Source organism: Arthrobacter sp. FW306-04-A, assembly GCF_044358315.1.
In the GTDB taxonomy this organism is placed as follows: Bacteria; Actinomycetota; Actinomycetes; order Actinomycetales; family Micrococcaceae; genus Arthrobacter.
The window spans coordinates 4103401-4124260 of sequence record NZ_CP084559.1; the positions used below are offsets into that span (position 1 = coordinate 4103401).

The window sequence follows — 20860 nt, forward strand, 5'->3', positions numbered from 1 at the left end:
GTGCTAGTCCCCCAACTGATCCAGCTCGGGGAGAAGATCCGGGTTGATGCGTTGGAGGATCAGGTGGATTTCTCCCCGCGGCACGGCTTGATAAAGCACTTTCCGGGCGTCCGCGTAGCGCGTATTGGTGGTCTTGTCAGGCCACTTCTCTGCGAGCGCCCGTACCCGCTCCGGCAAGGAACTGTGGGCGTTGCAGGCAATCTTGACCAATGTAGCGTCGTGATCCTCCGCGATGTGCAGAATGACGGCCTCATCACTGTCCGGGTCATCCTGGAAACGGCGGGTTACCCTCTCGATGATGCCCACGGCACGCTCGGAAACACCCATCTCAAGCAACGCCTGCTTGGTAATGGGGGTGTCCTTGGCGATGTCGTGCAAGTAGCCTGCGATCCGGATGTCGTCGTCGAAATCGGCGAGCGCATCCCCTACGGTCAACACGTGCTCACGGTGGGGCCGCTTCAGTTTGTCCTTCTGGCGGTTGTGCGCCACTTCGGCAAGGACCATGGCTGTTTCAACAGTGAAGGTCATTTCTCATCCTTCTGGGCCAGTTCGGCGACTGCCTTCCGCACGGCGGCGCTCAGCTCAAGGTTACGGCAACCAGCCCCGCCTGGCTCGGCTTGCTGGGGCACGTACCCGAAAGCGAGTTCATACACGGGGTCAGCGAACCCCAAAGATGCGCTGGCGCCGTCGTGCCCGAACGCCCGGTAGCTGCCGTACGGCGAGCGTGCATGCGATTTCATGAACACTGTCCCGAAACAGCTGGTCTCGCCGAATACCCGGTCGATGCCGAAGACCTGTTCGGCGGTAACGGTCTGGATGGTCTCTTCGCTGAGGAGGGGCGCGACGGCGGGACGGTCGCCGTCGGGGGCAAGTCCAGTGAGTGCTGCGGCGTAGACGCGGGCCATGCCTTCGGCGCTGGCAACGCCGGCGGCGGAACTCAGGCCCGCTGCCCGGACCTCGCGGATGTTGGGCAGGTCCAGGATGTCACCCACCACCGAGTTGGCCGACAGGCCGAAATGGCTGGCGGGATCGGTCCACGGAGCGGACGGATCGGCAACCCAGCGGAGCGTGGCATAGCGGGGCTCCTCTGAATCAGGAAGCCCCAGGAAGAAGTGGGCGCCCGTCACGGAGCGGATCCGCTGTTCGTAGATTTCCTGGAGCGTCGACCCCGTGATCCGCCGGCACAGCTCCTCCATGAAAACGCCGATGGTCAGGGCGTGGTATCCAAAAGCGGTCCCCGGCTTCCAAAGTGGCCGCATTTGCGCGAGTTTGGCGGCGGCCAGTTCGGAGTTGTTGTATTCCGCCAAAGTAAGGCCGCCTTCAACACCCAGCAGTCCTGCCTGGTGGGAAAGCAGTTGGGCCACGGTAATCGTGGCTTTTCCTTCGACTCCGAATTCCGGCCAGTACTTGACCACCTCGGCGTCGAGATCCAAGCGGCCTTCCTGGACCAGCAGCGCAATGACCAGCCCGGACACGCCCTTGGAGCAAGAGAAGACGCCGGTCACCGAATCCGGGCGGCGGTGCGGCCCACCGCTGATGTCCAACACTTTGACGCCGCGGTGGTAGGCCGCGAGTTGGGCTGAATATTCAGGATCCTCGCTGAGGTATCGGCCAAAGAGTTCGGCGACTTGTTCGAATCCGGGGGCAATCGTCTGTGCATCCACCCGGACAGCCTAGCTCCCGCGGGTGTCCATGGTCACCACGATCTTGCCCTTGGCGCGTCCCTGCTCCAGTGCGGCGAAGGCGTCCGCGATCTTTTCGAGCGGGTAGCTGCTGTCCACCACGGCTTTCAGTTTCCCGTCGGCCACCAGGCGTGTCAGGAATTTCAGGTCCTCGCCGCTGGGGTGCATGAACAGGTAGCGGTACCGGACCTTGGCCTCCCGGGCGCGGCCCCGGATCCCGAGGCTGATGGCCCAGAACAGCACGGTCATCCAGGCCGGGGCAGCAAGATCCTTCAGGGCGGTCTGCGGTTCAGGCATGCCGGCGATGCTGACCACTTTGCCTCCCGGTTTGAGGATCTTGAACGTCTGCTCCAGCGTTTCCCCGCCCACCAGGTCCAGGGCGGCGTCGAAGCCACTCAGGACTTCGGCCAGGTTTTCCTTTGTGTAATCGACGACGGCGTCCGCCCCAAGCCGCCGCACCAACTCTTCCCCACGGGGGGACGCGGTGGTGGTCACCTCGGCGCCGAAGTACTTGGCCAGTTGAATGGCGAGGGTCCCCACTCCGCCTGCCCCTCCGGAGATGAAGAGCTTGGTTCCGGGCTTGACCTTGAGTTCGTCGCGTAGTGCCTGCAGGGCCGTGAGGCCGGCCAGGGGAAGGCTCGCGGCCTCGGTGTAGCTGAGCGACCTCGGCATGAGAGCCACAAGATCCTCATGGACCGCGGCGTGCTCGGCAAAGGCACCCAGCAGGGCTTTGTCCACCCGGGCAAACACCCGGTCTCCCGTGGAAAAGCGCGTGACGCCGGGTCCAACGGCTTCCACGATCCCGGCCAGCTCACTGCCGGCCACCAAGGGCAACCTCGGCCTGGTGATCACGCGGACGGCACCTTCGCGTTGCTTGTAGTCCACAGGGTTGAGGCCTGCGGCAAACACTCTGATCAGGACCTCGCCTGGACCGGCAATCGGCCTGGGGACGTTCTGCAGCTCCATTGCGTCGGCACCGCCGTAGCGGGTCAGCACATAGGCGAGCACTTAGGCTCCTTTCCGGAGGGTCGACTGCTGATGGCCGTTCCACACCCACGGTTTGCGGGGCAAACTGGCCGGGTCGAAGGTATCCAAGGCGTCACCCAGTGGACCTTCCGGCAGCCCGAGCGATTCCAGGATCACGTCCCGCACCTCCCCGGCGGACAGTCCGACGGCGGCAAGGTCGCTTATCGTCACCGCACCGTCGCGCTTCGCCAGCCGGGCGCCGTCGCGGTTCAGCACGAGGGGAACATGCGCATATTCCGGAACGGGCAACCCCAGCAACGAGGCCAGGTAGCCTTGGCGGGGTGTGGAGGACAGGAGGTCGTCGCCGCGGACCACCTGGTCCACGCCTTGCTCTGCGTCATCCACCACCACGGCCAAATTGTAGGCGGTGACACCGTCGTTCCGTCGGAGCACAAAGTCATCCACGGTGCCCGTATATGGCCCGTGCAACTTGTCCTCCACAGTCCATTCCCGGGCTTCGGAGCGGAGGCGAATCGCAGCCGGGCGCGAGGCCCGGCGGGTCTCAAGCTCCGCCGTCGAAAGTTTCCTGCATGTGCCCGGATAGGCGCCTTGCGGAGCGTGCGGGGCGGACGGCGCGTCCTGGATTTCGCGCCGTGTGCAGAAGCACTCATACGTCAGTCCGGCGTCGGTGAGCCGTGTGATCGCGTCGTTGTAGAGCCCGGCACGGTCCGTCTGGCGAACGACGGCGCCGTCCCATGTCACGCCAACGGCTTCCAGGTCCCGGAGTTGGACTTCCTCGGCGCCGGCCCGCGCACGGTCGAGGTCCTCGATGCGCAGCAGGAAGTCGCGGCCCGTGGAGCGGGCGAAGAGCCACGCGAGCATGGCGGTGCGCAGATTGCCCACGTGAAGCTCACCGGAGGGGCTCGGGGCGAAGCGGCCAGCGGAAGTCATGGCACAAGACTATGCGTCGCCGGGCGTGCCTGCAGGATTCAGCACAAGAGCCCCTCAGCTACCGCAACGCGCGTTCGGTGGCTCAGGGGCTCTTATGGTGGTGCCGACGCTGGGCCGGCGGAGTGCGAAAGACGATGCGTGAACAAGAGTCAATCAGCGGCTGCGTCCTTGCGGGACGGTGTTTCGGGTGGCCGGGTGGTGTACCGGGGATCCTTAGCCTGTGGGGTCCGGCGGTAGCCATTCCCTTCGTTGTCACTATTTCAACAGGAACACTACAGCTGGTGCAACGGACTCAATCTCCATTGGTCAATCTGACCAATTCCATGGCGGAAGGTAGACAAGCGGTGGTCACTTTGCCGAAGTTGGCTCCGCAGCGGCCCAGGCGGCCATGGCTCCCCGAAGCGCAGCGCAAAGCTTGGTGGACACTTGGTCCTTGTCCAGGCCGACGGTGTTGAGCAGATCGAAAATTTCGCGAGGGTCGAACAAGATGTTCCACAGGAACATGGCCTCGTCCCCCAGGGGCGGGAGGCCTAGTTCCTGACAGGCCTCGCGCAGTGGCCGCTCCAAAGCCTCGGCCTGGATGGTCAAGTAGTACGCACCGGAGCGAAGACGGGCCAGGTACCCTTCGCCGGAGCGGGTGTGGACCATGGAACCGCCATGCTTGATGACCAGTCCCACCCAATGCCGGCTGACGCTCTCCAGCAGTTCCACTCCGGACGTGGTCTGGGCAATGCTGAAATCGCGCAGCTTCTCGCCAACACCAAAGCGGAACGCGGCCAGCACGTCCTCCACCGAGGCGAAATGGCGGTAGGCCGTTGCGGGAGAGATCTCGGCTTCACGGGCAATGTCCGTCATGCTCACCGGGCCCTTGGCCTTGGCGAAGAGCTTCCCGGCGGCCCGCACCAGCTGGCGGCGGTTGCGTTGGGTGTCGCTGCGCATGGGCGCCCCCTTCCGTGTCAGATTCCAGCGTAGCGCCTGAACCGCAGGCGCTACGCTGGCCACGTCCGAGGCACTCACCGAAGCTCGGCCAGTCCGGCCGCCAGCCGCTCCACACCGGTGGTGATCGCCTCCGAGCTGGCGGCATAAGACAGGCGCAGGTGGAACTCGCCGTTTCGGCCGAACTCGCTGCCGGGACGGACGGCCACGCCGTGGTTGCGAAGGTGAGCCACCATCGCGGCGGCCGGAAGCTCGACGTCGTACTTGGGGAAAAGGTAGAACGCGCCTTCCGGCGAGCTGACCGTCAGGCCGGGAATCTTCTGGAGGCTGCTCGCCATGAGCTCCCTGCGCAGGGCATAGGAAGCGTGCATGCGTTCGATGTCCGGTCCGCACGTCTTCAGCGCGGTCAGCGCCGCATACTGCACGGCCTGGTTCATGGAGCCGTTGAAGGTGTTGTGGATCCGGGCGGCGGAGGCGATGACGTCGGACGGACCCCAGAGGTAACCCACGCGCCAGCCCGTCATGGCGTAGCTCTTGGAGAAGGTCTGGCAGTAGATGGTCCGGCCGGCCAAGGCGTCGATTTCCAGCGCCGAGGTGAAGGGTTCGGGCGTGTAGACCAGATCGCTGTAAGCCTCGTCGGAAAGGATCAAGGTGTCGGTCCCGGCCACCATGTCCGCGAGGGCCTCAAGCTCGCGGCGGGAGTGCACGATGCCGGTCGGGTTGGACGGATTGCAGAAGACGAACATCCTGGCGCCCTCAAGCGCGGTGGCCAGCGCCTCGAGGTCCCAGTGCAGGTCATCCGCCAGCGGCACGGGAACGGTGATACCCCCTGCCATGCTCACGAGATCGGCGTACAGGGAATAGGTGGGGTCTGGAATGACCACTTTGTCGCCCGGGTTGACGATGCCAAGGATCGCCGCGGACAGGCCGGCTGTACCGCCCTGCGTGATGAGCACGTCGCCGGGGCTGGCCACTCCGCCGAGGAGCTGGCCGATACGGGCAGCCAGCTCCTCGCGAAGCACCAGCTCGCCGAGCAACGGCGAGTAGTGGGTGAAGCCGTCCTCGAGGGCGCGGGCGGCTGCTGCTCGAACCTGGGCCGGGGTGTCGAAGTCCGGCTCGCCCATGGCCAAGGAGACAAGGTCCCCCTTGGATTGGGGCTGCTGCACCCGCAGCGATGTGCGTTGGATGCGCTGCACCGCCTCGGAGGGCTGGAAATCGGCGACGGCGGTGGTTGGCTCGAGTGTCATGAGGGTCCTGATCTGGATGGTTGCTGAGGTTGTTTTGGCGGCGGGCGACTTGGTGGTTGCCCGGGAGGACGGCGCGTAGAGTCTGCGGGGTTTCATCGCTGCGGTGCCTCGTCTGCGGGGGCTCCGGCCCAGCGGCTGATCTCGATGTCGCCGGAGGTATCCCGCTGGATCGTCGGGGCGATGACCAATTCCTGGACGACGGTGCGCTGGGGCAGTGTGGCCACGAGGTGAATGGCTCGGGCCACGTCTTCGGGCTGCACCATGGCATCGCGCTCCTCTGCGCGGGGCGGGCGAGCGCGGTTGTCCAGGATTGGCGTAGCGGTTTCACCGGGCAGGATGGTCACCGCGCGCAGTCCGTCGTTACGGAAGGTGTTGTGGAGGTAGGTCATGAAGTTCCGGACCGCGGCCTTCGCGGCGCCATACGCGGCGCCGCCGAGCAGGTTGGGGTTCACGGCTGCGAGCGAGGAGACCGTAATGATGGTCCCGGTCTTGCGGGCCAGCATGTCCGGAAGGACTGCCTGGCTGAGCAGGTAGACGGCGTTGAGGTTGACGTCCAGGACGTCATTCCACTCCTGCTGGCTGATCCAACGAACGTTGAGGACCTTGCTGGCGCTGCCTGCATTGTTGACCAGGATGTCCACCGGACCGAGATTCCCGTGGATCCACTCGAGCAGGGCGTCTACATCCTCTTTGGAGGTGATGTCGGCAGCGCGGGCGAACGCGCGGCCGCCGTCGGCAACGATTTCCGCGGCGAGTTCCTGGAGGACGTCCTCACGACGCCCCACCAGCACCATTGCGGCGCCCTCTGCGGCCAGCAGGGCCGCCGTCGAGCGTCCCATGCCGGTCCCGGCGCCGGTGATGATCGCGAGCTTGCCGTCCAGAAGTCCCATGGTTTCAGTTCCTTGCGTTATTTGCGTGAATCATTTGAGATACCCATCACATATGAGAAGAGTTTCTCATTTCAGAAGATGATGGTCAAGTGTTTTCTTCGGGCCTGTGAGTCACGCCGCGGCGGGACTCGGCGAGGAGATCGCCGAGCGTGCAGAAACAGGAAGCCCAACGGCGGCAAAAAGGGCGTGCACGCGATCTTCCAGATGCGCCACGAGGCGCTGCTGTTCACGGTATTGCTCCACCGCCTCAGTGTTGCTCATCCAGCGGAAGGTCATCTTCCGGCCGGGGCTGGCCTGGCCCAGCATGGGCAAGGAAGCTTTTGCGGCCACTGCGACGATCGGATAGCCGGCCGTGAGGGTCCGCGAACGGCCCAGGATGATGAGCTCATCGCCATGGGGGATTTCGAATGCGCCGATCGGGACTCCATGGGACACGATTTCCCCGAGTCCCTCCGGGTGCACCACGGGACCGTCCAAACGCAGGCCCACGTGGTTGGATTTGGCACCGACGGTGTAGCGGCTGGAGCTCAGCAGTTTCCGGATACCTGGCGTCCGGTCCGTTTCAGGGCCGTCGACGACGTCGATGGTCCACACCCCGGGGCTGAAGTCCGGCACGGGAACCGGCAGCCGGAAGAGGGGCTGGGTCAGGAACGGGTGCGTGAATCCGCGGTACCGGCTGTGGAGGGTGATCGTCTGCCCGGGAGCGAGCTGTTGCGGGAAGCCCATACGCGATTCGGGCGCTGCGCTGCCCATGAAGCGGGCGGTTTCCAGTTCGCCGCTGAAGGCCAAGTAGTTCCGCATGCCGCCGCTGGCCTTGGAAAGCACAATACGGGCTCCCGCCGGAAGACAAAGAGGCTCCCACATGGCGACAGGATCGCCGTTCACGGTCACCTCAGCCGGGACCCCGGCCACGGCGCACATCACGTCATGCGTGGCCGTGAACGCAAAACGTCCGCCCATGATTTCCAGGCACGTGGCCTTGCGGCTGTTTCCGACCAGGATGTTGGCGATCTCCGCAGAGTGCTGGTCCGCTGCGCCTCCGCAGGGGACGCCCATGAACTCGGAGTTCTCGCGGCCCAGGTCCTGGAAGGTGGACAGCCAGCCAGCTTCGCTCACTTTGATGCCGATCGCGCGTTCAGGGAAGGTCACTGTTGCCCCCTTCAGTGCTGTCCGAGGAAACGCAGTCCGCGGCGGCCCGCAGGAAGCGGCCTTCGAGCCGCGCCCATTCGCTCTCCGGCACAACCTCGAAGCGCACCAGATCCCCTGGTTTGTAGGACGTTGCTGGATCTTCCCGGATGTCGCAGACGGTGAGCGGGGTCCGGCCAATCACTTTCCAGCCGCTCGGTCCTGGGAACGGCTGGATGATGGCGTTGGTGCCGGCCACCATCACAGAGCCGGGTTCTACATTGGTCCGCGGCTCGACGCAGCGGCTGACCTGGCCCGGGAATAGGACGCCGCCCATCATGGGGGCCATGGCCGCGGCCAACAGGTTGATGGTCAGAACCGAGGACTGGAACTGCTGCAGCACGGCCTCAGGGCTTAGGCCCAACTCCTCGGCAACACCCGGGAGGTCCGGGGAGAATTCCTCGCTCACGACCATCGGGATGACAAAAAGTGATTGCGAGGCGCTAGGTGTTCCCGGTTCCAGGCCGTTGCCGGCAACCGCCAAGCGGATGGTTTGGGCCAGTTGTTCGTGGGTCACGGCCAGGCAATCGAACTCGACCAACAAGGACTCGACGCCGGCCACGATGTCCAACACCCCGTACGGCCGCACCTCCAGCAGCACATCGCGGAGCCTGCTGCCCGCCGCCCGGCGGAAGTCGGCGTCGTCGTCCTTGACCCGGAGCATGAGGGCTGAGTCGCCGAACGGCTCGGCTTCCAGTTCGGGCGGGTTGTGCAGCCGTTCCGGGGGTGCTGTGTGCGTGGTCATGAGTCCTGCTCGGTGGTGCGGGTGATGGATCCGGTTTGCTGCGACGCAGTCAAAAGGCAGTTCAGACCGTGGCGAGCCGGGCCTTTTCCGCGAGAACTTCTTGGAGGCCTGTGGCTTTGATACCTGCCTTGTCCAGGGCCGCACGGAGGGCCGTGCCGTTCTGGAGGACCTGCGGGTGGTCGCCGTGGAGGAGGACGACGTCGGCATCGTGGCCGAGCGGGACCACCTTGCCGGTGACTGCGCGGACGGTTCCCTCAATCACCACCTGGACCACGCGACGGCCGATTTCCTCGGAGTCGTGCAGGAGCGCGCCTTCGCTGTTGCGGGAGACGGGCATGCCGTCTTCGCCGTAGCCGCGGTCCGCGAGGAAGACGTAGCCCACCTCGAGCCCGCGCTTGCGGGATTCATCGGCCAGGAGGCCGTTCTGGCAGATCACGATGTAGGAGGGATCGTAGGCCTTGATGGCATCCGTGATGGCGCGGGCATGCTTGGCGTCGGTCTGGGCGATGCTGCCCATGCGTCCGTGCGGGGCCACGTGGCTGATCTTGCCTCCGTGGATGCGGGCGAACGCGTCCAGGGCGCCGATCTGGTAGAGCACGTCGGTGCGGATTTCTTCTTCACTGGCTTCGATGAGGCGCCGGCCGAAGCCAACCAGGTCCGGATATCCGGGGTGTGCGCCGAGTTCGATGCCGCGCTCCACGCAGGCCTTGACGGTGGCATCCATGACGCGCGGATCGCCGGCGTGGAAACCGCAGGCGATGTTGGAGGCGGTGACGAGACCAAGAAGGGCGTCGTCGTCGCCGATCGTGTAGTTGCCGTAGCTTTCGCCGAGGTCTGCGACGACGGCGACTGAATTGATGCTCAAGGTGACTCCCGGTGGTTCTGTTCCTGGTTAGGGGGTTCTGTTCGTTACTAAGCGTTCGACGGCTGAGGGTTCGACGGCGGCGGCTGCCGTTTCGGTGCGGTCTGCCGCCGCCGTCGGGGTTCTGGTGGTCCGTGACTAGTGCGTCTGCAGGGGCTGGCCCTTGGTTTCCTTCAGGAAGTAGACCGAGGCGAGCGTGATGATGGCCGTGCCGATCGAGGCGTAGGCGGGAACCATGCTGTTGCTGGTGGCCTTGATGAGCTCAGTCATGACCAAGGGCGCGCTGCCGCCGAAGATGATGGTGCTGATGCTGAAGCCGATGCTGTATGCGCTGTAGCGGACCGTGGTGGGGAACATTTCGGTCAGCACAGTGTGGACGACGGCGGCGTGGCCGGAGAACGCGATGGCCATGACGACGGTGGCAACGCAGGCCAGCGGCATGTTGCCGGTGGTGATCATGGCAAACATCGGGTAGGAAACCAGTGCCATGAGCACGGCAGAGAGAGCGAGCACCGGCTTGCGGCCGATCCGGTCGGACAAGCGGGCCATGAGCGGGATGGAGATGATGATGGCCACCAGGCTGACGGCAGTGACGAGGAGCGCCTGGAGCATGGTGAAGTTGTGTCCACTGCCCAGCTGGGTCTTCAAGTACGTGGGCATGTAAGCGAACAGCAGGTAGTAGCCGGGACCGTTCAGGGCCGGGAGGAAGATGGTAAGGGCGATCGCCTTGAGGTGGCGTTTGGACGTGAAGACGGTGCGCAGCGGGTTGCGTTCCACTTCGTTACGCTCCCGCAGCGCCGCGAAATGCGGGGTGTCTTCCATCTTGGAGCGGATGTAGAAGCCGACGTAGCCCAAGGGCAGTGCGAAGAGGAACGGGATGCGCCAGGCCCAGGCCTCCATGGTGGAGTCCCCGAGGGTAGTGATGAGGGTGGCGGAGAGGGCGCTGCCGAAGAGCAAGGCGCAGAAGGATCCAACCGCGATGAAGCTCATGGAGTAGTTGCGGTGCTTGTTGTGCGCATACTCGCCCACGAATGCCATGGCGCCTGCCACTTCGCCGCCGGCCGAGAATCCCTGAAGGATGCGGAACAGGATCAGCAACGCGGGTGCGGCCCAGAAGATGACCGAGTAGGACGGGATGAGGCCGATGCAGGCCGTGGCCCCGGAGATGAGGAGTAGGAGGACCGCGAGCAGGTTCTTGCGGCCCAGCCGGTCACCCAGGAAACCACAGATGACGCTGCCGAAGGGGCGGGCAAGGAAGCTCACCAGGAAGCCGACGTTGGTCAGGAGGAGGGAGCCGACGTCCTTGGAACCCATGATGTTCATGGCCAGATACGTGGTCAGCAGGCCGTAGATACCGTAGTCGTACCATTCCACGAAGGAACCCATGGTGCCGGCAAAGGTTGCCTTGCGCACCATCCTGCCGTCCGCGGTTACGACTTTGATTTGAGCGGTGTTCAGTTCCACTGAGTCCGTCGATTGCTTTGTCATGGTGGGTGCTTTCAGTCTATGAGGGGGCCGGGGTGGGAGAAAGCGCTGTTAGCTGTATTCGCGGGTGATTTCCGCTGTCATCTCGGCCTCGTGCGCGGCCACTGCGATGACTCGTTCCAGGATTTCCGCTGCACGGGCCTGGGGGATGATGACGACTCCGTCGTCATCGGCGGCGACGATGTCGCCTGCCGAGCAGACGATGCCGCCGATTGCCACGGGTTCCCCGATGACTCCGGGGCCGTTCTTGAACGGCCCGGCAGGGGTGACGCCCCGGGCAAAGACGGGGAACTTGATTTCGGTGATGGTGGCGCGGTCGCGGATGTAGCCGTCTATGACCGCGCCGGTGGCGCCGGCGGCTTCGAAACGCTGGGACAACTGCTCGCCCACGAGGGCGCGGTGTTCGTGGCCGAAGCCGTTGATCACCACCACGTCGCCGGGCTGGATGTGGTTCAGCGCTTCGATGACGGCGGCGTTGTCTCCCGCGGCGCCCAGGACGGGGAGGGCCGAACCGACACAACGGGCGCCTTCCCAGACCGGACTGATTCCGCCGTCGACGATTCCCAGCCGCTCCATCGCGTCACCGATGTTTGCCACGGGGAACGCTTCGAACGCGCGGACCAGTTCGCGGGGCGGCCGGGTCCAGGATGCGGTGCGGACGGTGAGTTCGAGTGTTGTTGCCATTTTCTTCGCCTTTGGTTTCTTCCCAAGAACCGGTGCGGGGGCGCCGATCGTCTTGAGACGTCAATCACATATGAGAAGAGTTTCGCGTTTTAAATTCACGCCGTCAAGGGTTTCGCGTTACGGGCATGTAAATGATTCGCAACCATGGTTTGCGGGCGGCTTGCTCCGGTTGCTGGCTTCAAGGCCGATATTGTGCGGGAGAATGGGATCCGGTTGGACATTCTGACCAGCCGAACCTTCAGTGACTAGGCGGAAAGCGGCAGCCATGCAGGAATTGGACTCAACGGACAAGCGCATCCTTGCCGCGCTCGACGACGACCCCCGGGTGCCAATCATGGTCCTCGCCCAGCGCTTGGGCTTGGCGCGCGGGACGGTCCAGTCGCGCCTGGAGCGCATGACGGCGTCGGGCGCTTTGCGTCCGAACAGCAGCCGCGTGCTGCCTTCCGCGTTAGGCCGGGGCGTTGCGGCGGCGGTGAGCGCGGAACTGGATCAGAGCCGGCTGAACGAGGCGATCGCGGCCCTGCGCAACATCCCCGAGGTGCTCGAATGCCATGCGCCGGCCGGCGACACCGACCTCATCATCCGTGTGGTCGCCACAAGCCCGGACGATCTGTACCGGGTGTCGGAAGAGATCAGGCTGTGCCCCGGAATCGTGCGCACTTCCACCAGCATGTTCCTGCGCGAGGTGATTCCGTACCGGACGACGGGTTTGCTGGGGGGCTGAGGCACCTCGCCGAACTCGGCACCCGTCTCCGCCGTTGCGCACTCCCGACGTGCAGGAAACGGCCCATTTCGGGGTCATACCTGGAAGTAGTGGTTTCTTCGGGGTTTCCGATGCGGGTCAGTGCGAGGTGGCGGGATGAACCAAGGGATCCCGTTGCGGACCTGGATGCGCCAGTCTTCCTTGTGGATCAGGTGATGGTGATGGCTGCAGAGCAACGTCCCGTTAGCGGTGCTGGTGGATCCGCCCCGGGACCAGTAATCGATGTGGTGGGCCTCGCACCACGGCGCCGGCATGGTGCACCCGGGGAAAGCGCAGCCTTTGTCCCGCGCTGTGATGGCTTTGCGGATGTGCGGCGGAAAGATCCTGGAGGCCCGTCCGATGTCCAGCACCTGGCCGTCGCCGCCTAGGACCACGGGAATGATATCCGCGTCGCAGGCGAGTTTGCGCAACGTGGCCGCCGGGACGGGCCCGGTGAACGTGAAGGAAGCGGTGCCCGTGCACTGCCGGGGGCGGTTGAACAGGGCGGGCTGACCGGACTGCGAAGGTTGCCCGGTCAGCGAAAGCCGACCGTATTGGGTGAAGAGTTCGCGGTGGTCGATGGTGGCCAGGATCTGCGGGCGGTGGCCGCCCGTGGCGGGCAGGGACCCTGCGGCCAGGGCGAGCCTGCAGGCGCCGATCAAACCATCAAGGAGCTTCTGCGCCCTCGAACGCCGGTCCAACGGCCCGGCATTGTCAGCATTGTCAGAGGCCTCGCCGGACGAATCGCCTATTGGTTCCACGGAGGCACGAACCGTGCCCTGGGGTATGCGGGTTCGGGGGTTGGCGGCGGTGTTCATGACCGTGAGCAGGTGTTCGTATTGCTCGGTGGTGGCGAAGATCTCCACATGCGCCAGCCCGTGCTTAGGACGGCGCAGGAACGCCCCTTGATGGTAGCGGAGGGACTCTTCGGACGGTTCCGGGAGCCTGTCAAGTTGTTTGTGTGTGTGGGGTCGGGAGTCATTTTTAGCTGAGGTAGGGTTCGAGTCGTTCGGGGTAGGTGATGCTCAGGACTCCCAGGGCCTGGATCCAGCCGGCGGTGGCTGCCCCTTCGACGAGGTGGTTGCCGGAGGATTCCTTGTCGGTGGTTCTGGTTTTCTGGCGTTCTCTGGCGCGTTTGTCTTCGATGTTGCAGATGGCGAGCCAGAGCAGTTTCACTGCGGCCTGGTCGTTGGGGAAATGGCCCCGGTTCTTGATGATCTTGCGCAGTTGGTAGTTCAGGGACTCGATCGCGTTGGTCGTGTAGATGACTTTCCGCAGCGCCGGTGGGAAAGCCAGGAAGGGGATGAACCGTTCCCAGGCGTTTTCCCAGGTCTTGAGAGCTGCCGGGTACTTTTGTCCCCATTCCCCGGCGGCGAACTCCTCCCGGGCCGTCAGGGCCGCTTCGATGGTCGGGGCGGTGTAGATGTTCCGCAGGCAGGCGGCGACCTTCTTCCTGTCCCCGTAAGCGACGAAGCGCATGGAGGCCCGGACCAGGTGCACGACACAGGTCTGCACGGTGGTGTTGGCCCAGGTCGCCTGGATCGCCTCGGGGAACCCGGTGAGCCCGTCGCAGCAGGCGATCAGCACGTCTTTGACACCGCGGTTGGCCAGTTCCGCGCAGACCCCTGCCCAGAACTTCGCCCCTTCGGAAGCCTGGATCCAGATCCCGAGCACGCGCTTGACCCCGTCAAGATCCACGCCGACGGCGATGTGGGCGGCTTTGTTCTTCACCTGATGCCCGTCCCGGATTTTCACCACGATCGCGTCCAGATACAGGATCGGGTAGATCGGATCCAGCGGCCGGGACTGCCAGGCCATGACCTCTTCGAGGACGTCGTCGGTGATCTTGGAAATCGTCTCGCGGGATAGTTCGGTACCGATCGTCGATTCCAGGTGGTGTTCGATGTCCCGGATCGTCATTCCACCTGCATAAAGGCTGATGATCATGTCATCGAGCCCGCCGGTGCGCCGTGAACCTCTTGGAACCAGTTGCGGGGTGAAGGTGCCCGCCCGGTCCCGCGGAATGGCAAGACCGACGTCTCCGACCGTGGAGGCCACCGTTTTGGGGTAGCTGCCGTTCCTGGAGTTCGGCAGCAGCCGGGCAGCAGGATCACCCTTTTCATACCCCAGATGCTCGCTCAGTTCGGTCTGCAGGCCCCGCTCAAGCACGGCCTTGATCATCAGGTTCAGGAACCCGTCCTTGCCATCGATCTGAAGCCGGCCGGCATCGATCTGTTCCATCAGCTCATCAAAGGCACCCGAGGCCTTGAGCGCCTCGAGGTCCCCGGCCGCGGCAACCTTTTCCGCGAGTTCCGCACCGAGCTCTTCATGGGAATCAATCATGGACAAAGTGTTCTCCAATCACACGAGGACCGGAACCCCTACACAATCCATCTGACACCCTCCATCTCCGCAGCCTTCTCCGGGCTGCAAAGCGGACGCACCTTCTCCAAGGCCATCGTGATGATCCCGGCCGAGCGGGACCCGATCACCCCGGACGCCAGCGCCGCGGCCGTTTCCTGGTGCCGGGGAGGGACCGTTTGTCCGGTGAGGCCGTGGCCCGGCAGCAACTCCTGAGCCAGGGCGAGCCTGGCCTCGACGGCACTGATGCGCAGCAACGAACGCAGATGCTCGGCCGTCGACCTGAACTCCCCGCCACGAGGGCTCCCCGCCTGCACCGTGCCGGACGCGCCAGCGCCCTGCACTGAGCCGGAGGCACCACCCTGTGCGTCCGCTTGGCCTGCTGTGGTCTCGGACGTCCAGCCCGCGCCGGAGCCTGTCTCCGCGTCAGAGGCCCAGCCCGTTGTCCAGCCCGGCCGGGTAGTGGGTTCATCGTTCCGGGCCCTGTCCAGCCGCGAAGCGGCGACCACCTGGAGATAGTCCAGGGTCCGGGAGAGTTCCTCCACCCCGGACGCGAACGCGACGGCCTCCTGGAAACCCAAGACTCCGACGTCGTCGGCCGCCTTTTCCGCCAACGACCTCAATGCAGCCACGGCCCCGTCCAAAGCGGCCTGCCGGCCGCCCCGGTCGCGCGGATCCACCAACGCCAGCCCGCCCGGAACCCCGCCCGGGACCGCGGCAAGGCGCGGACCAAGAGCATGGCGGGACACTCCGAAAAACCCGCGGGACGCGAGGCCCTGCCGGGTGTCGAAGTATCCGATCGCTTCCATGGAAACACTCTGCCAGGAGGGTGCGACAAAATAAGGCCGAACTTAGACCGGCGGTCCCGCGTTCGACTTCAGGTTCTTCATCACCAAGGTCGAGGTGAGGCGCTCGACGGCGGGAAGTGCCGTGAGCTGGTCGTCGTAGAAACGCTGGTAGGCCGGGAGGTCGGCGGCGATCACGCGCAGTAGATAGTCCGGTGAGCCGAAAAGCCGCTGTGCTTCGACAATGTTGGGGATAGACGCCACACGATCCTCGAAGTCCGACATGGTGGTGCGGTCCACCTGGCGTAGGGTCACGAAGACGATCGCCTCGAATCCCAGGCCAATGGCCGCCGGATCGATGTCTGCCCGGTACCCCCGAATCACTCCGGAAGCCTCGAGATCCCGTAGCCGTCTATGGCACGGAGCCACGGTCAATCCCACCTTGGCCGCGAGCGCTGTGGCAGTCATTCGCCCATCCTCTTTGAGGTGACGCAAAATAGTTCTGTCAATTCCATCTATCACGCAATTATCTTACCGATATGGCGGCAAGCCGGGCTAAATATGGGAACACTTATGGGCAGATTTTTCATAAGGTTCATGGTGTACCCACCAGCCAGGAGCCACCATGAATCCCCACCTCTTCCTCGCCTTCGTGATTGTCGCCGTCACCTTGGCCTGCACCCCTGGCGTTGATTGGGCATATTCGATCGCTGCTGGCTTGCGGCAGCGCAGCTTCGTCCCCGCCGTGGCTGGCCTGTGCAGTGGATACGTCCTGCACACGGCCCTCCTGACAGCCGGACTCGCCGCCCTTTTGGCCGGCGTTCCGGGGCTCCTCGGCTGGCTGACGATCGCGGGCGCCGCCTATTTGCTCTGGCTCGGCGTGAGCACCATGCGCTCGTGGCGCGGCGCAAGCTTCAGCGCGGATGACGCCGTCGGGCAGTCCCGAAACCAGCTACGCACCTTCCTGCAGGGCATGGGCACCAGCGGCATCAACCCCAAGGGCCTGCTGTTCTTCCTCGCCCTGGTGCCCCAGTTCGTGAGCCCGGAGGCGTCGTTGCCGGTGCCGGTGCAGTCAGGCGTGCTGGGCCTCACCTTCGTGCTGTTCGCCGGCATCATCTACACGGCCGTGGCGATGACTTCCCGAAGGCTGCTGCAGTCCCGGCCTTCCGCCGCACGCGTGGTGACTCTCAGCAGCGGCATCATCATGGTGGGGCTCGGGGCTGTTCTGCTCGGCGAGCAGTTGCTTCCGCTGCTCCGGTGACGCGACCTCGGCCTCAACCGCCGGCGTTAGGCCGCGCTAACCGTCAGGGTCGCCGAAGTCCTTGTTCCACAGCCGGCGCACCTCGACGTCCCTTCGGATCCCATCCACCGCCTCCAACTCAGCCCCCTCGGACTTTCGCCGAGCCCGCTTAACAACGAGAGGACTGAGCGTCCGAGGGCTGGGTGCCCTCCGCCTGACCTCAAGCATCGACAGAGCCCGGTCCGTGAGCGCGTCATTGCGCAAGGCGAGGCTGGTCTTCTTCCTCCGGAGTACCTCGGTGAGTGCGGCTTGGGCGGCCGCCCGCTCCCCCAACACCCGGAGCGACTGCGCCCGTATCAGCAAGAGCGCCGCTGAGAGGTCGTCCGCGTTGCGGAGCCCGTCCGTCCACCTGACGACGTCGGCGTGCCGCTCCAGTGCCGCGGCTGCGGTGCAGCGGGCCAGCGCGGTGGGCAACGACGGCGGCAGGCTAGCCAGGATGTCGAGAGCCTCCGCCGCCTGGCCTGTCTCACGAAAGCAGTGCGAGAGGGCAAGGAACACCGATTCCTCGCTGAACAGGACCGGAACATCAATCCGTTCCGCCACCTCGACCCGAGTGACCACCCTGCCAAGGCAACTGCCGGAGAACTGGCTGGCGGCGTCGTCGATCCGTATGGACAAGCCCCGCTGCAGCAGTTCCGACGCGCGCAGATATCCGCCGTGCTTGTACGCAAGCAGCCCGGCAACCACGTAGCAAAGCCCGGCCCAGCCGGGGTAAGCGCGGGCCAAGGTGATGAGGCGGTCCGGTTCCGTGCTGGTGAAAATGGCGTCGTATACCGATTTGGCAGTCTTGCCGGCCAGGCGCTTGAGCTTGGGGACATCCCCGTCGACGTCGATGCGGCCAGCGGCCTTTCCCTTCAGGACGCCGGCAATCGCACCGCTCAGGCCCTCCGCCAGTCCACTCACCGAGGTGCGGACATGTCCGTCGCGGAACGGTGTGATGTCCCTCGTGTCCGCGAAAATCGCTCCGCGAGTGCCGGGAACCGATGGCTCACTCACGGTTGCCCCGCCGTCGCAGGATAACGCATTGCAGAATTGGGCATCACAGAACCATGCTAACTGCGCTTTGTCCCACCCCCTCCCCTCTATTTCCCGGGTTTTCGGGAGTAAGATATCCTCGTCGGCAGGGTTCCGACTCCTTGCCGCGATGCGGCCCTCCATTTGAAGGGCCGATCGAAATCGTGATCGGGAGGAGCTATGACCACTGCTTCACACCCCGCGCAGCACCACGTGATGGGGCTGACGCTGCACAACACAGCACTTGGTTTGGGCTGGGTTTTCCTGGCTGTTGGCGTCTTGGGATTTATCCCGGGCATCACCAGCAACTACGGCGCCATGACCTTTGCAGGACATGATTCGGGCGCCATGCTTCTTGGAGTCTTCCAAGTATCCGTCCTACACAACATTGTCCATCTGCTGTTCGGCGCGGCAGGCCTGTACTTCGCGAGGACTGGAAGGATGGCGCGCGGTTACCTCATTGGTGGCGGCGCAATCTACCTCGTCCTTTGGATCTACGGCCTCATCACCAGCTCGAACATGAGTGCTGATTTCGTGCCCATGAACTCCGCGGACAACTGGCTGCACCTGGTTCTCGGCGTTGCCATGGTCGGCCTTGGCCTCTGGCTTGGGCGGGACGCAAGAGAGGAGACGAAGGGCCGCGCCATGTAGCGCACCCTGACTCTGCAGCACCTGCAGTTGCACGACGGCGGCCGTCCCCACCGGGGCGGCCGTCGCGTTGTGTCCAGGTTGCCTGGCCGTTCCGGGGGTGCCTAGTGTTCCAGGTTGGCTAGTGTTCCAGGGTTGGCTAGCCGAGCAGCCGGTGCTCATAGGCGAAGGCCACCAACTGGAGCCTTGTACGCAGCCCGAACTTGCTGAGTACGCTGCGCAAGTGGGTCTTCACTGTGGCCTCGGAAACAAACAAGCTCTCTGCCAGCTCAGCGTTCCCTAGGCCTTTGGCCGCCAGAAGGAACACGTCCCGCTCGCGGGGCGAGAGCTCGTCCATCACTGCGAGGTCCGGCCCGGCTACCGGCACCGTCCTGGCGGCGTGCTGAAAGAGCTCGTGGACCGAACCGGGCGCGATCACCGAGTATCCCGAGTACACGGTTCGGATCGCGGCAAGCAGGAACTCCGGCTCCGCACTCTTAAGCAGGTATCCGCTGGCTCCCGCCTGTACCGCCTCAACCACGGCCTGGTCCCTGTTGAACGTGGTCAAGGCAATGATCTTGGGCTTTTCCACTCCCGCCGCTTCGGCTTCCTCCGTGATGCGACGCGTGGCCCCGACTCCGTCCAGCACCGGCATCCGAAGATCCATCAGCATGACGTCCGGACGCTGCTCGGTTGCGAGCGCCACAGCCTGTTCGCCGTCGTCGGCCTCCCATGCCATGTCCATGTCTGCTTGGCTCTGCACCAACATGCGGATGCCGGCGCGGAAGAGGGGCTGGTCGTCTACCAAGGCAACCGTGATCTGCGCTTCAGCCACGTCCGGTGGCTCCCTGCTCAATGGCCGACGACGGCGAAACGCCTCCGACAGCAAGCGCCGGCTCCTGCTCAAAGCCCTTTGGGGACGCGGCTTCCTGGTCCGCAGCGCCTTCCAGGCCTTCTTCCGAGGGGAAAGGTGCCGAACGTGAGCCGTAAGGGATGAAGACCGTCACACGGAACTGCTCGCCGTCGGGCCCGGAACTGAGCCAACCGCCGGCAAGGTGTGCGCGCTCCCGCATTCCGGGGATGCCGCGCCCCACACGCGCGACCTCACCGCCGTCGTCCGTCCCCCCAATCGAAACGGACGCCGGCAGTTCGGAAGCAACGTGCATGGTCAGCCCAGGGCCGCTCCAGTCGAAGTGAAGCCGCACAGCGGTGCCGCGCCCGCCGTGTTTGAGGGCGTTCGTGAGGCATTCCTGCACAATCCGGAAGACGGCGAGTTGCTGTCCCGCGCCAAGCTCAACCGGGACACCGGTCTCGCTCTGCTGGACCTTGAGGCTTCCTTGGCGCATTCGCTCCACAAGGGGCCCGACGTCGGTGATCCGGGGCTGCGGGGTGACCAGGCCGTCGTCGCGCACTCCTTCAATGACGCGCTGTGCGTCCACCAATGCGTGGCGGGCCGACACCGCGATGTTCTCCAAGGCGTCGAGCACTGCTTTCGGTTGGTCCTGGCTGAGGTAGCGGGTGCCGTCGGCTTGCGCGGCAATGACAGCGAGCGAGTGTGCCAAGACGTCGTGGAGGTCGCGGGCGATCCGGGTGCGTTCCTGCTCCACGACGAGCTCGACCTCGGTCTCCTTGAGGTTGGCCTGGACGAGGTTCCGGGCTTTGAAGAGGCTTCCGCGTTCTTCGTAAAGTCGCAGGGCGATCCCGACGGCAGCACAACTTGCAGCGATGAGAAGAAGGAAGGAGAAGAGTTGCCAGCCATAGTTGGCCAACGCGTACCTGTCGCCCATGAACAACTGCCTAAACCATCCAACGCCGCGCCCGTATCGCCACGAAAGCATGATGAACGTCATCACACCTGCGAAAACGACGTTGCTCCCGGCTACAACAAATTGCAGACGACCTCTCGCGGTCCACATGGAGAACCCCAAGCCAACGAAGGTACCCAAATAGATGGGCCAATCATTGGAATACGGCTGCGGGATAAAGTACACCAGCTGCCCCATCAACAGGACGGCCGTGAACCCCAGAGAGAGGACAGGCCGCCATGCCGAGACGGCAATGGCGAATGCGGTCAGGATTAGTATCGCGAATCTTGACAGGATGAGCGTCCACAATTCAGGCCAATGTGGAATCCACGGAGCCATGAATCCCGCTTCCGCCACGCACCACAGGGCGAAAAAGATGACGGCCGCCGCGGGGGCGCCCCATTGCCGCGCAACTTTCAGTGTCTGTTCCATGTCAGCCACCTTATCCACGGCCCCAGACACGTCGACGCCGATTCTGCCCTCCAGCGTCCGATCTCCACCCGGAAGCCAGCGGATTCATCTTTGGAGCCAACTCGGGTTGGCGTTCTCGCTCACAAGACGTGAGCGAGCGCCGGCGAAAATGCCGCCAAAAG

At 64.5% G+C, this 20860-nt stretch carries 21 protein-coding genes and 1 pseudogene; 3 read left to right on the top strand and 19 right to left on the bottom strand.

The window, feature by feature from the left end; genetic code table 11:
* Positions 1-3: 3 nt before the first annotated feature.
* The 12 genes from LFT43_RS19165 to LFT43_RS19220 form a co-directional block, all read right to left on the bottom strand.
* Complete coding sequence (locus LFT43_RS19165) at positions 4-528, bottom strand: HD domain-containing protein (protein WP_395799554.1); 525 nt, start codon at positions 526-528, stop codon at positions 4-6.
* Positions 525-1664 (bottom strand): serine hydrolase domain-containing protein, encoded by a 1140-nt coding sequence (locus LFT43_RS19170; protein ID WP_395799556.1) that lies wholly within the window; start codon positions 1662-1664, stop codon positions 525-527. Before LFT43_RS19170 ends, LFT43_RS19165 begins: the two co-directional genes overlap by 4 nt.
* A gap of 9 nt (positions 1665-1673) precedes the next feature.
* A complete protein-coding gene (locus LFT43_RS19175; protein ID WP_395799558.1) occupies positions 1674-2690 on the bottom strand; it encodes an NADP-dependent oxidoreductase in 1017 nt (338 codons plus the stop codon).
* Positions 2691-3599 carry a tRNA glutamyl-Q(34) synthetase GluQRS gene (gluQRS, locus tag LFT43_RS19180; protein WP_395799560.1) on the bottom strand — a complete coding sequence of 303 codons (909 nt, stop codon included), beginning with the start codon at positions 3597-3599 and terminating at the stop codon, positions 2691-2693.
* Between the two features lie 348 nt (positions 3600-3947).
* Entirely contained in the window at positions 3948-4538 is a 591-nt protein-coding gene (locus tag LFT43_RS19185) for a TetR/AcrR family transcriptional regulator (RefSeq protein ID WP_395799562.1), read from the bottom strand.
* 74 nt (positions 4539-4612) lie between these two features.
* Positions 4613-5878 (bottom strand): pyridoxal phosphate-dependent aminotransferase, encoded by a 1266-nt coding sequence (locus tag LFT43_RS19190; RefSeq protein WP_395799564.1) that lies wholly within the window; start codon positions 5876-5878, stop codon positions 4613-4615.
* Entirely contained in the window at positions 5875-6672 is a 798-nt protein-coding gene (locus LFT43_RS19195; RefSeq protein WP_395799566.1) for an SDR family oxidoreductase, read from the bottom strand. Before LFT43_RS19195 ends, LFT43_RS19190 begins: the two co-directional genes overlap by 4 nt.
* Before the next feature lie 111 nt (positions 6673-6783).
* Positions 6784-7821 (bottom strand): biotin-dependent carboxyltransferase family protein, encoded by a 1038-nt coding sequence (locus LFT43_RS19200; RefSeq protein ID WP_395799568.1) that lies wholly within the window; start codon positions 7819-7821, stop codon positions 6784-6786.
* Positions 7808-8602 carry an allophanate hydrolase subunit 1 gene (locus LFT43_RS19205; protein ID WP_395799570.1) on the bottom strand — a complete coding sequence of 265 codons (795 nt, stop codon included), beginning with the start codon at positions 8600-8602 and terminating at the stop codon, positions 7808-7810. Before LFT43_RS19205 ends, LFT43_RS19200 begins: the two co-directional genes overlap by 14 nt.
* A 61-nt stretch (positions 8603-8663) precedes the next feature.
* Complete coding sequence (locus tag LFT43_RS19210) at positions 8664-9467, bottom strand: LamB/YcsF family protein (RefSeq protein ID WP_395799572.1); 804 nt, start codon at positions 9465-9467, stop codon at positions 8664-8666.
* A gap of 135 nt (positions 9468-9602) precedes the next feature.
* Positions 9603-10952 carry an MFS transporter gene (locus LFT43_RS19215; RefSeq protein WP_395799574.1) on the bottom strand — a complete coding sequence of 450 codons (1350 nt, stop codon included), beginning with the start codon at positions 10950-10952 and terminating at the stop codon, positions 9603-9605.
* 48 nt (positions 10953-11000) lie between these two features.
* The gene (locus LFT43_RS19220) at positions 11001-11633 is read right to left on the bottom strand and encodes an RraA family protein (RefSeq protein WP_395799576.1); all 633 of its coding nucleotides are present in this window, start codon (positions 11631-11633) and stop codon (positions 11001-11003) included.
* Positions 11634-11898: 265 nt separating this feature from the next.
* On the opposite strand from LFT43_RS19220, the gene LFT43_RS19225 reads away from it, so the two are divergent.
* Positions 11899-12357, top strand: coding sequence for an Lrp/AsnC family transcriptional regulator (locus LFT43_RS19225; protein ID WP_395799578.1), 459 nt, complete (start codon positions 11899-11901; stop codon positions 12355-12357).
* A 74-nt stretch (positions 12358-12431) separates the two neighbouring features.
* Here LFT43_RS19225 and LFT43_RS19230 read toward each other — a convergent pair.
* From LFT43_RS19230 to LFT43_RS19245, 4 genes and pseudogenes are all read right to left on the bottom strand, one after another.
* Positions 12432-13316, bottom strand: a pseudogene (locus tag LFT43_RS19230) (DUF222 domain-containing protein); the annotation flags it as partial.
* A 43-nt stretch (positions 13317-13359) separates the two neighbouring features.
* Positions 13360-14718 carry an IS256 family transposase gene (locus tag LFT43_RS19235; RefSeq protein WP_395799580.1) on the bottom strand — a complete coding sequence of 453 codons (1359 nt, stop codon included), beginning with the start codon at positions 14716-14718 and terminating at the stop codon, positions 13360-13362.
* A gap of 38 nt (positions 14719-14756) precedes the next feature.
* Positions 14757-15545: a hypothetical protein gene (locus LFT43_RS19240; protein ID WP_395799582.1), complete on the bottom strand. Its 789-nt coding sequence runs from the start codon at positions 15543-15545 to the stop codon at positions 14757-14759.
* A 42-nt stretch (positions 15546-15587) separates the two neighbouring features.
* Positions 15588-16043 carry an Lrp/AsnC family transcriptional regulator gene (locus tag LFT43_RS19245; protein ID WP_395799584.1) on the bottom strand — a complete coding sequence of 152 codons (456 nt, stop codon included), beginning with the start codon at positions 16041-16043 and terminating at the stop codon, positions 15588-15590.
* Between the two features lie 103 nt (positions 16044-16146).
* Between LFT43_RS19245 and LFT43_RS19250 the strand changes: the two genes are divergently transcribed.
* Entirely contained in the window at positions 16147-16782 is a 636-nt protein-coding gene (locus LFT43_RS19250) for a LysE family translocator (protein WP_395799586.1), read from the top strand.
* 36 nt (positions 16783-16818) lie between these two features.
* Here the strand turns inward: LFT43_RS19250 and LFT43_RS19255 are convergent, their stop codons facing one another.
* Entirely contained in the window at positions 16819-17817 is a 999-nt protein-coding gene (locus LFT43_RS19255; protein ID WP_395799588.1) for a hypothetical protein, read from the bottom strand.
* Positions 17818-18015: 198 nt separating this feature from the next.
* On the opposite strand from LFT43_RS19255, the gene LFT43_RS19260 reads away from it, so the two are divergent.
* Positions 18016-18486, top strand: coding sequence for a DUF4383 domain-containing protein (locus LFT43_RS19260; RefSeq protein ID WP_395799590.1), 471 nt, complete (start codon positions 18016-18018; stop codon positions 18484-18486).
* 136 nt (positions 18487-18622) lie between these two features.
* On the opposite strand, the gene LFT43_RS19265 is transcribed toward LFT43_RS19260, so the two are convergent.
* Positions 18623-19297: a response regulator gene (locus LFT43_RS19265; RefSeq protein ID WP_395799592.1), complete on the bottom strand. Its 675-nt coding sequence runs from the start codon at positions 19295-19297 to the stop codon at positions 18623-18625.
* Positions 19290-20699 (bottom strand): sensor histidine kinase, encoded by a 1410-nt coding sequence (locus LFT43_RS19270; protein WP_395799594.1) that lies wholly within the window; start codon positions 20697-20699, stop codon positions 19290-19292. Before LFT43_RS19270 ends, LFT43_RS19265 begins: the two co-directional genes overlap by 8 nt.
* Positions 20700-20860: the final 161 nt, after the last annotated feature.

Bases quoted from the DNA above. Each gene is read 5' to 3' on its own strand.
- LFT43_RS19250 (WP_395799586.1), top strand. From the start codon at position 16,147: ATGAATCCCCACCTCTTCCTCGCCTTCGTGATTGTCGCCGTCACCTTG.
- LFT43_RS19235 (WP_395799580.1), bottom strand. From the start codon at position 14,718: ATGATTGATTCCCATGAAGAGCTCGGTGCGGAACTCGCGGAAAAGGTT.
- LFT43_RS19225 (WP_395799578.1), top strand. From the start codon at position 11,899: ATGCAGGAATTGGACTCAACGGACAAGCGCATCCTTGCCGCGCTCGAC.
- LFT43_RS19260 (WP_395799590.1), top strand. From the start codon at position 18,016: ATGACCACTGCTTCACACCCCGCGCAGCACCACGTGATGGGGCTGACG.
- gluQRS (WP_395799560.1), bottom strand. From the start codon at position 3,599: ATGACTTCCGCTGGCCGCTTCGCCCCGAGCCCCTCCGGTGAGCTTCAC.
- LFT43_RS19190 (WP_395799564.1), bottom strand. From the start codon at position 5,878: ATGAAACCCCGCAGACTCTACGCGCCGTCCTCCCGGGCAACCACCAAG.
- LFT43_RS19240 (WP_395799582.1), bottom strand. From the start codon at position 15,545: ATGGAAGCGATCGGATACTTCGACACCCGGCAGGGCCTCGCGTCCCGC.
- LFT43_RS19195 (WP_395799566.1), bottom strand. From the start codon at position 6,672: ATGGGACTTCTGGACGGCAAGCTCGCGATCATCACCGGCGCCGGGACC.
- LFT43_RS19220 (WP_395799576.1), bottom strand. From the start codon at position 11,633: ATGGCAACAACACTCGAACTCACCGTCCGCACCGCATCCTGGACCCGG.
- LFT43_RS19270 (WP_395799594.1), bottom strand. From the start codon at position 20,699: ATGGAACAGACACTGAAAGTTGCGCGGCAATGGGGCGCCCCCGCGGCG.
- LFT43_RS19165 (WP_395799554.1), bottom strand. From the start codon at position 528: ATGACCTTCACTGTTGAAACAGCCATGGTCCTTGCCGAAGTGGCGCAC.
- LFT43_RS19205 (WP_395799570.1), bottom strand. From the start codon at position 8,602: ATGACCACGCACACAGCACCCCCGGAACGGCTGCACAACCCGCCCGAA.
- LFT43_RS19185 (WP_395799562.1), bottom strand. From the start codon at position 4,538: ATGCGCAGCGACACCCAACGCAACCGCCGCCAGCTGGTGCGGGCCGCC.
- LFT43_RS19215 (WP_395799574.1), bottom strand. From the start codon at position 10,952: ATGACAAAGCAATCGACGGACTCAGTGGAACTGAACACCGCTCAAATC.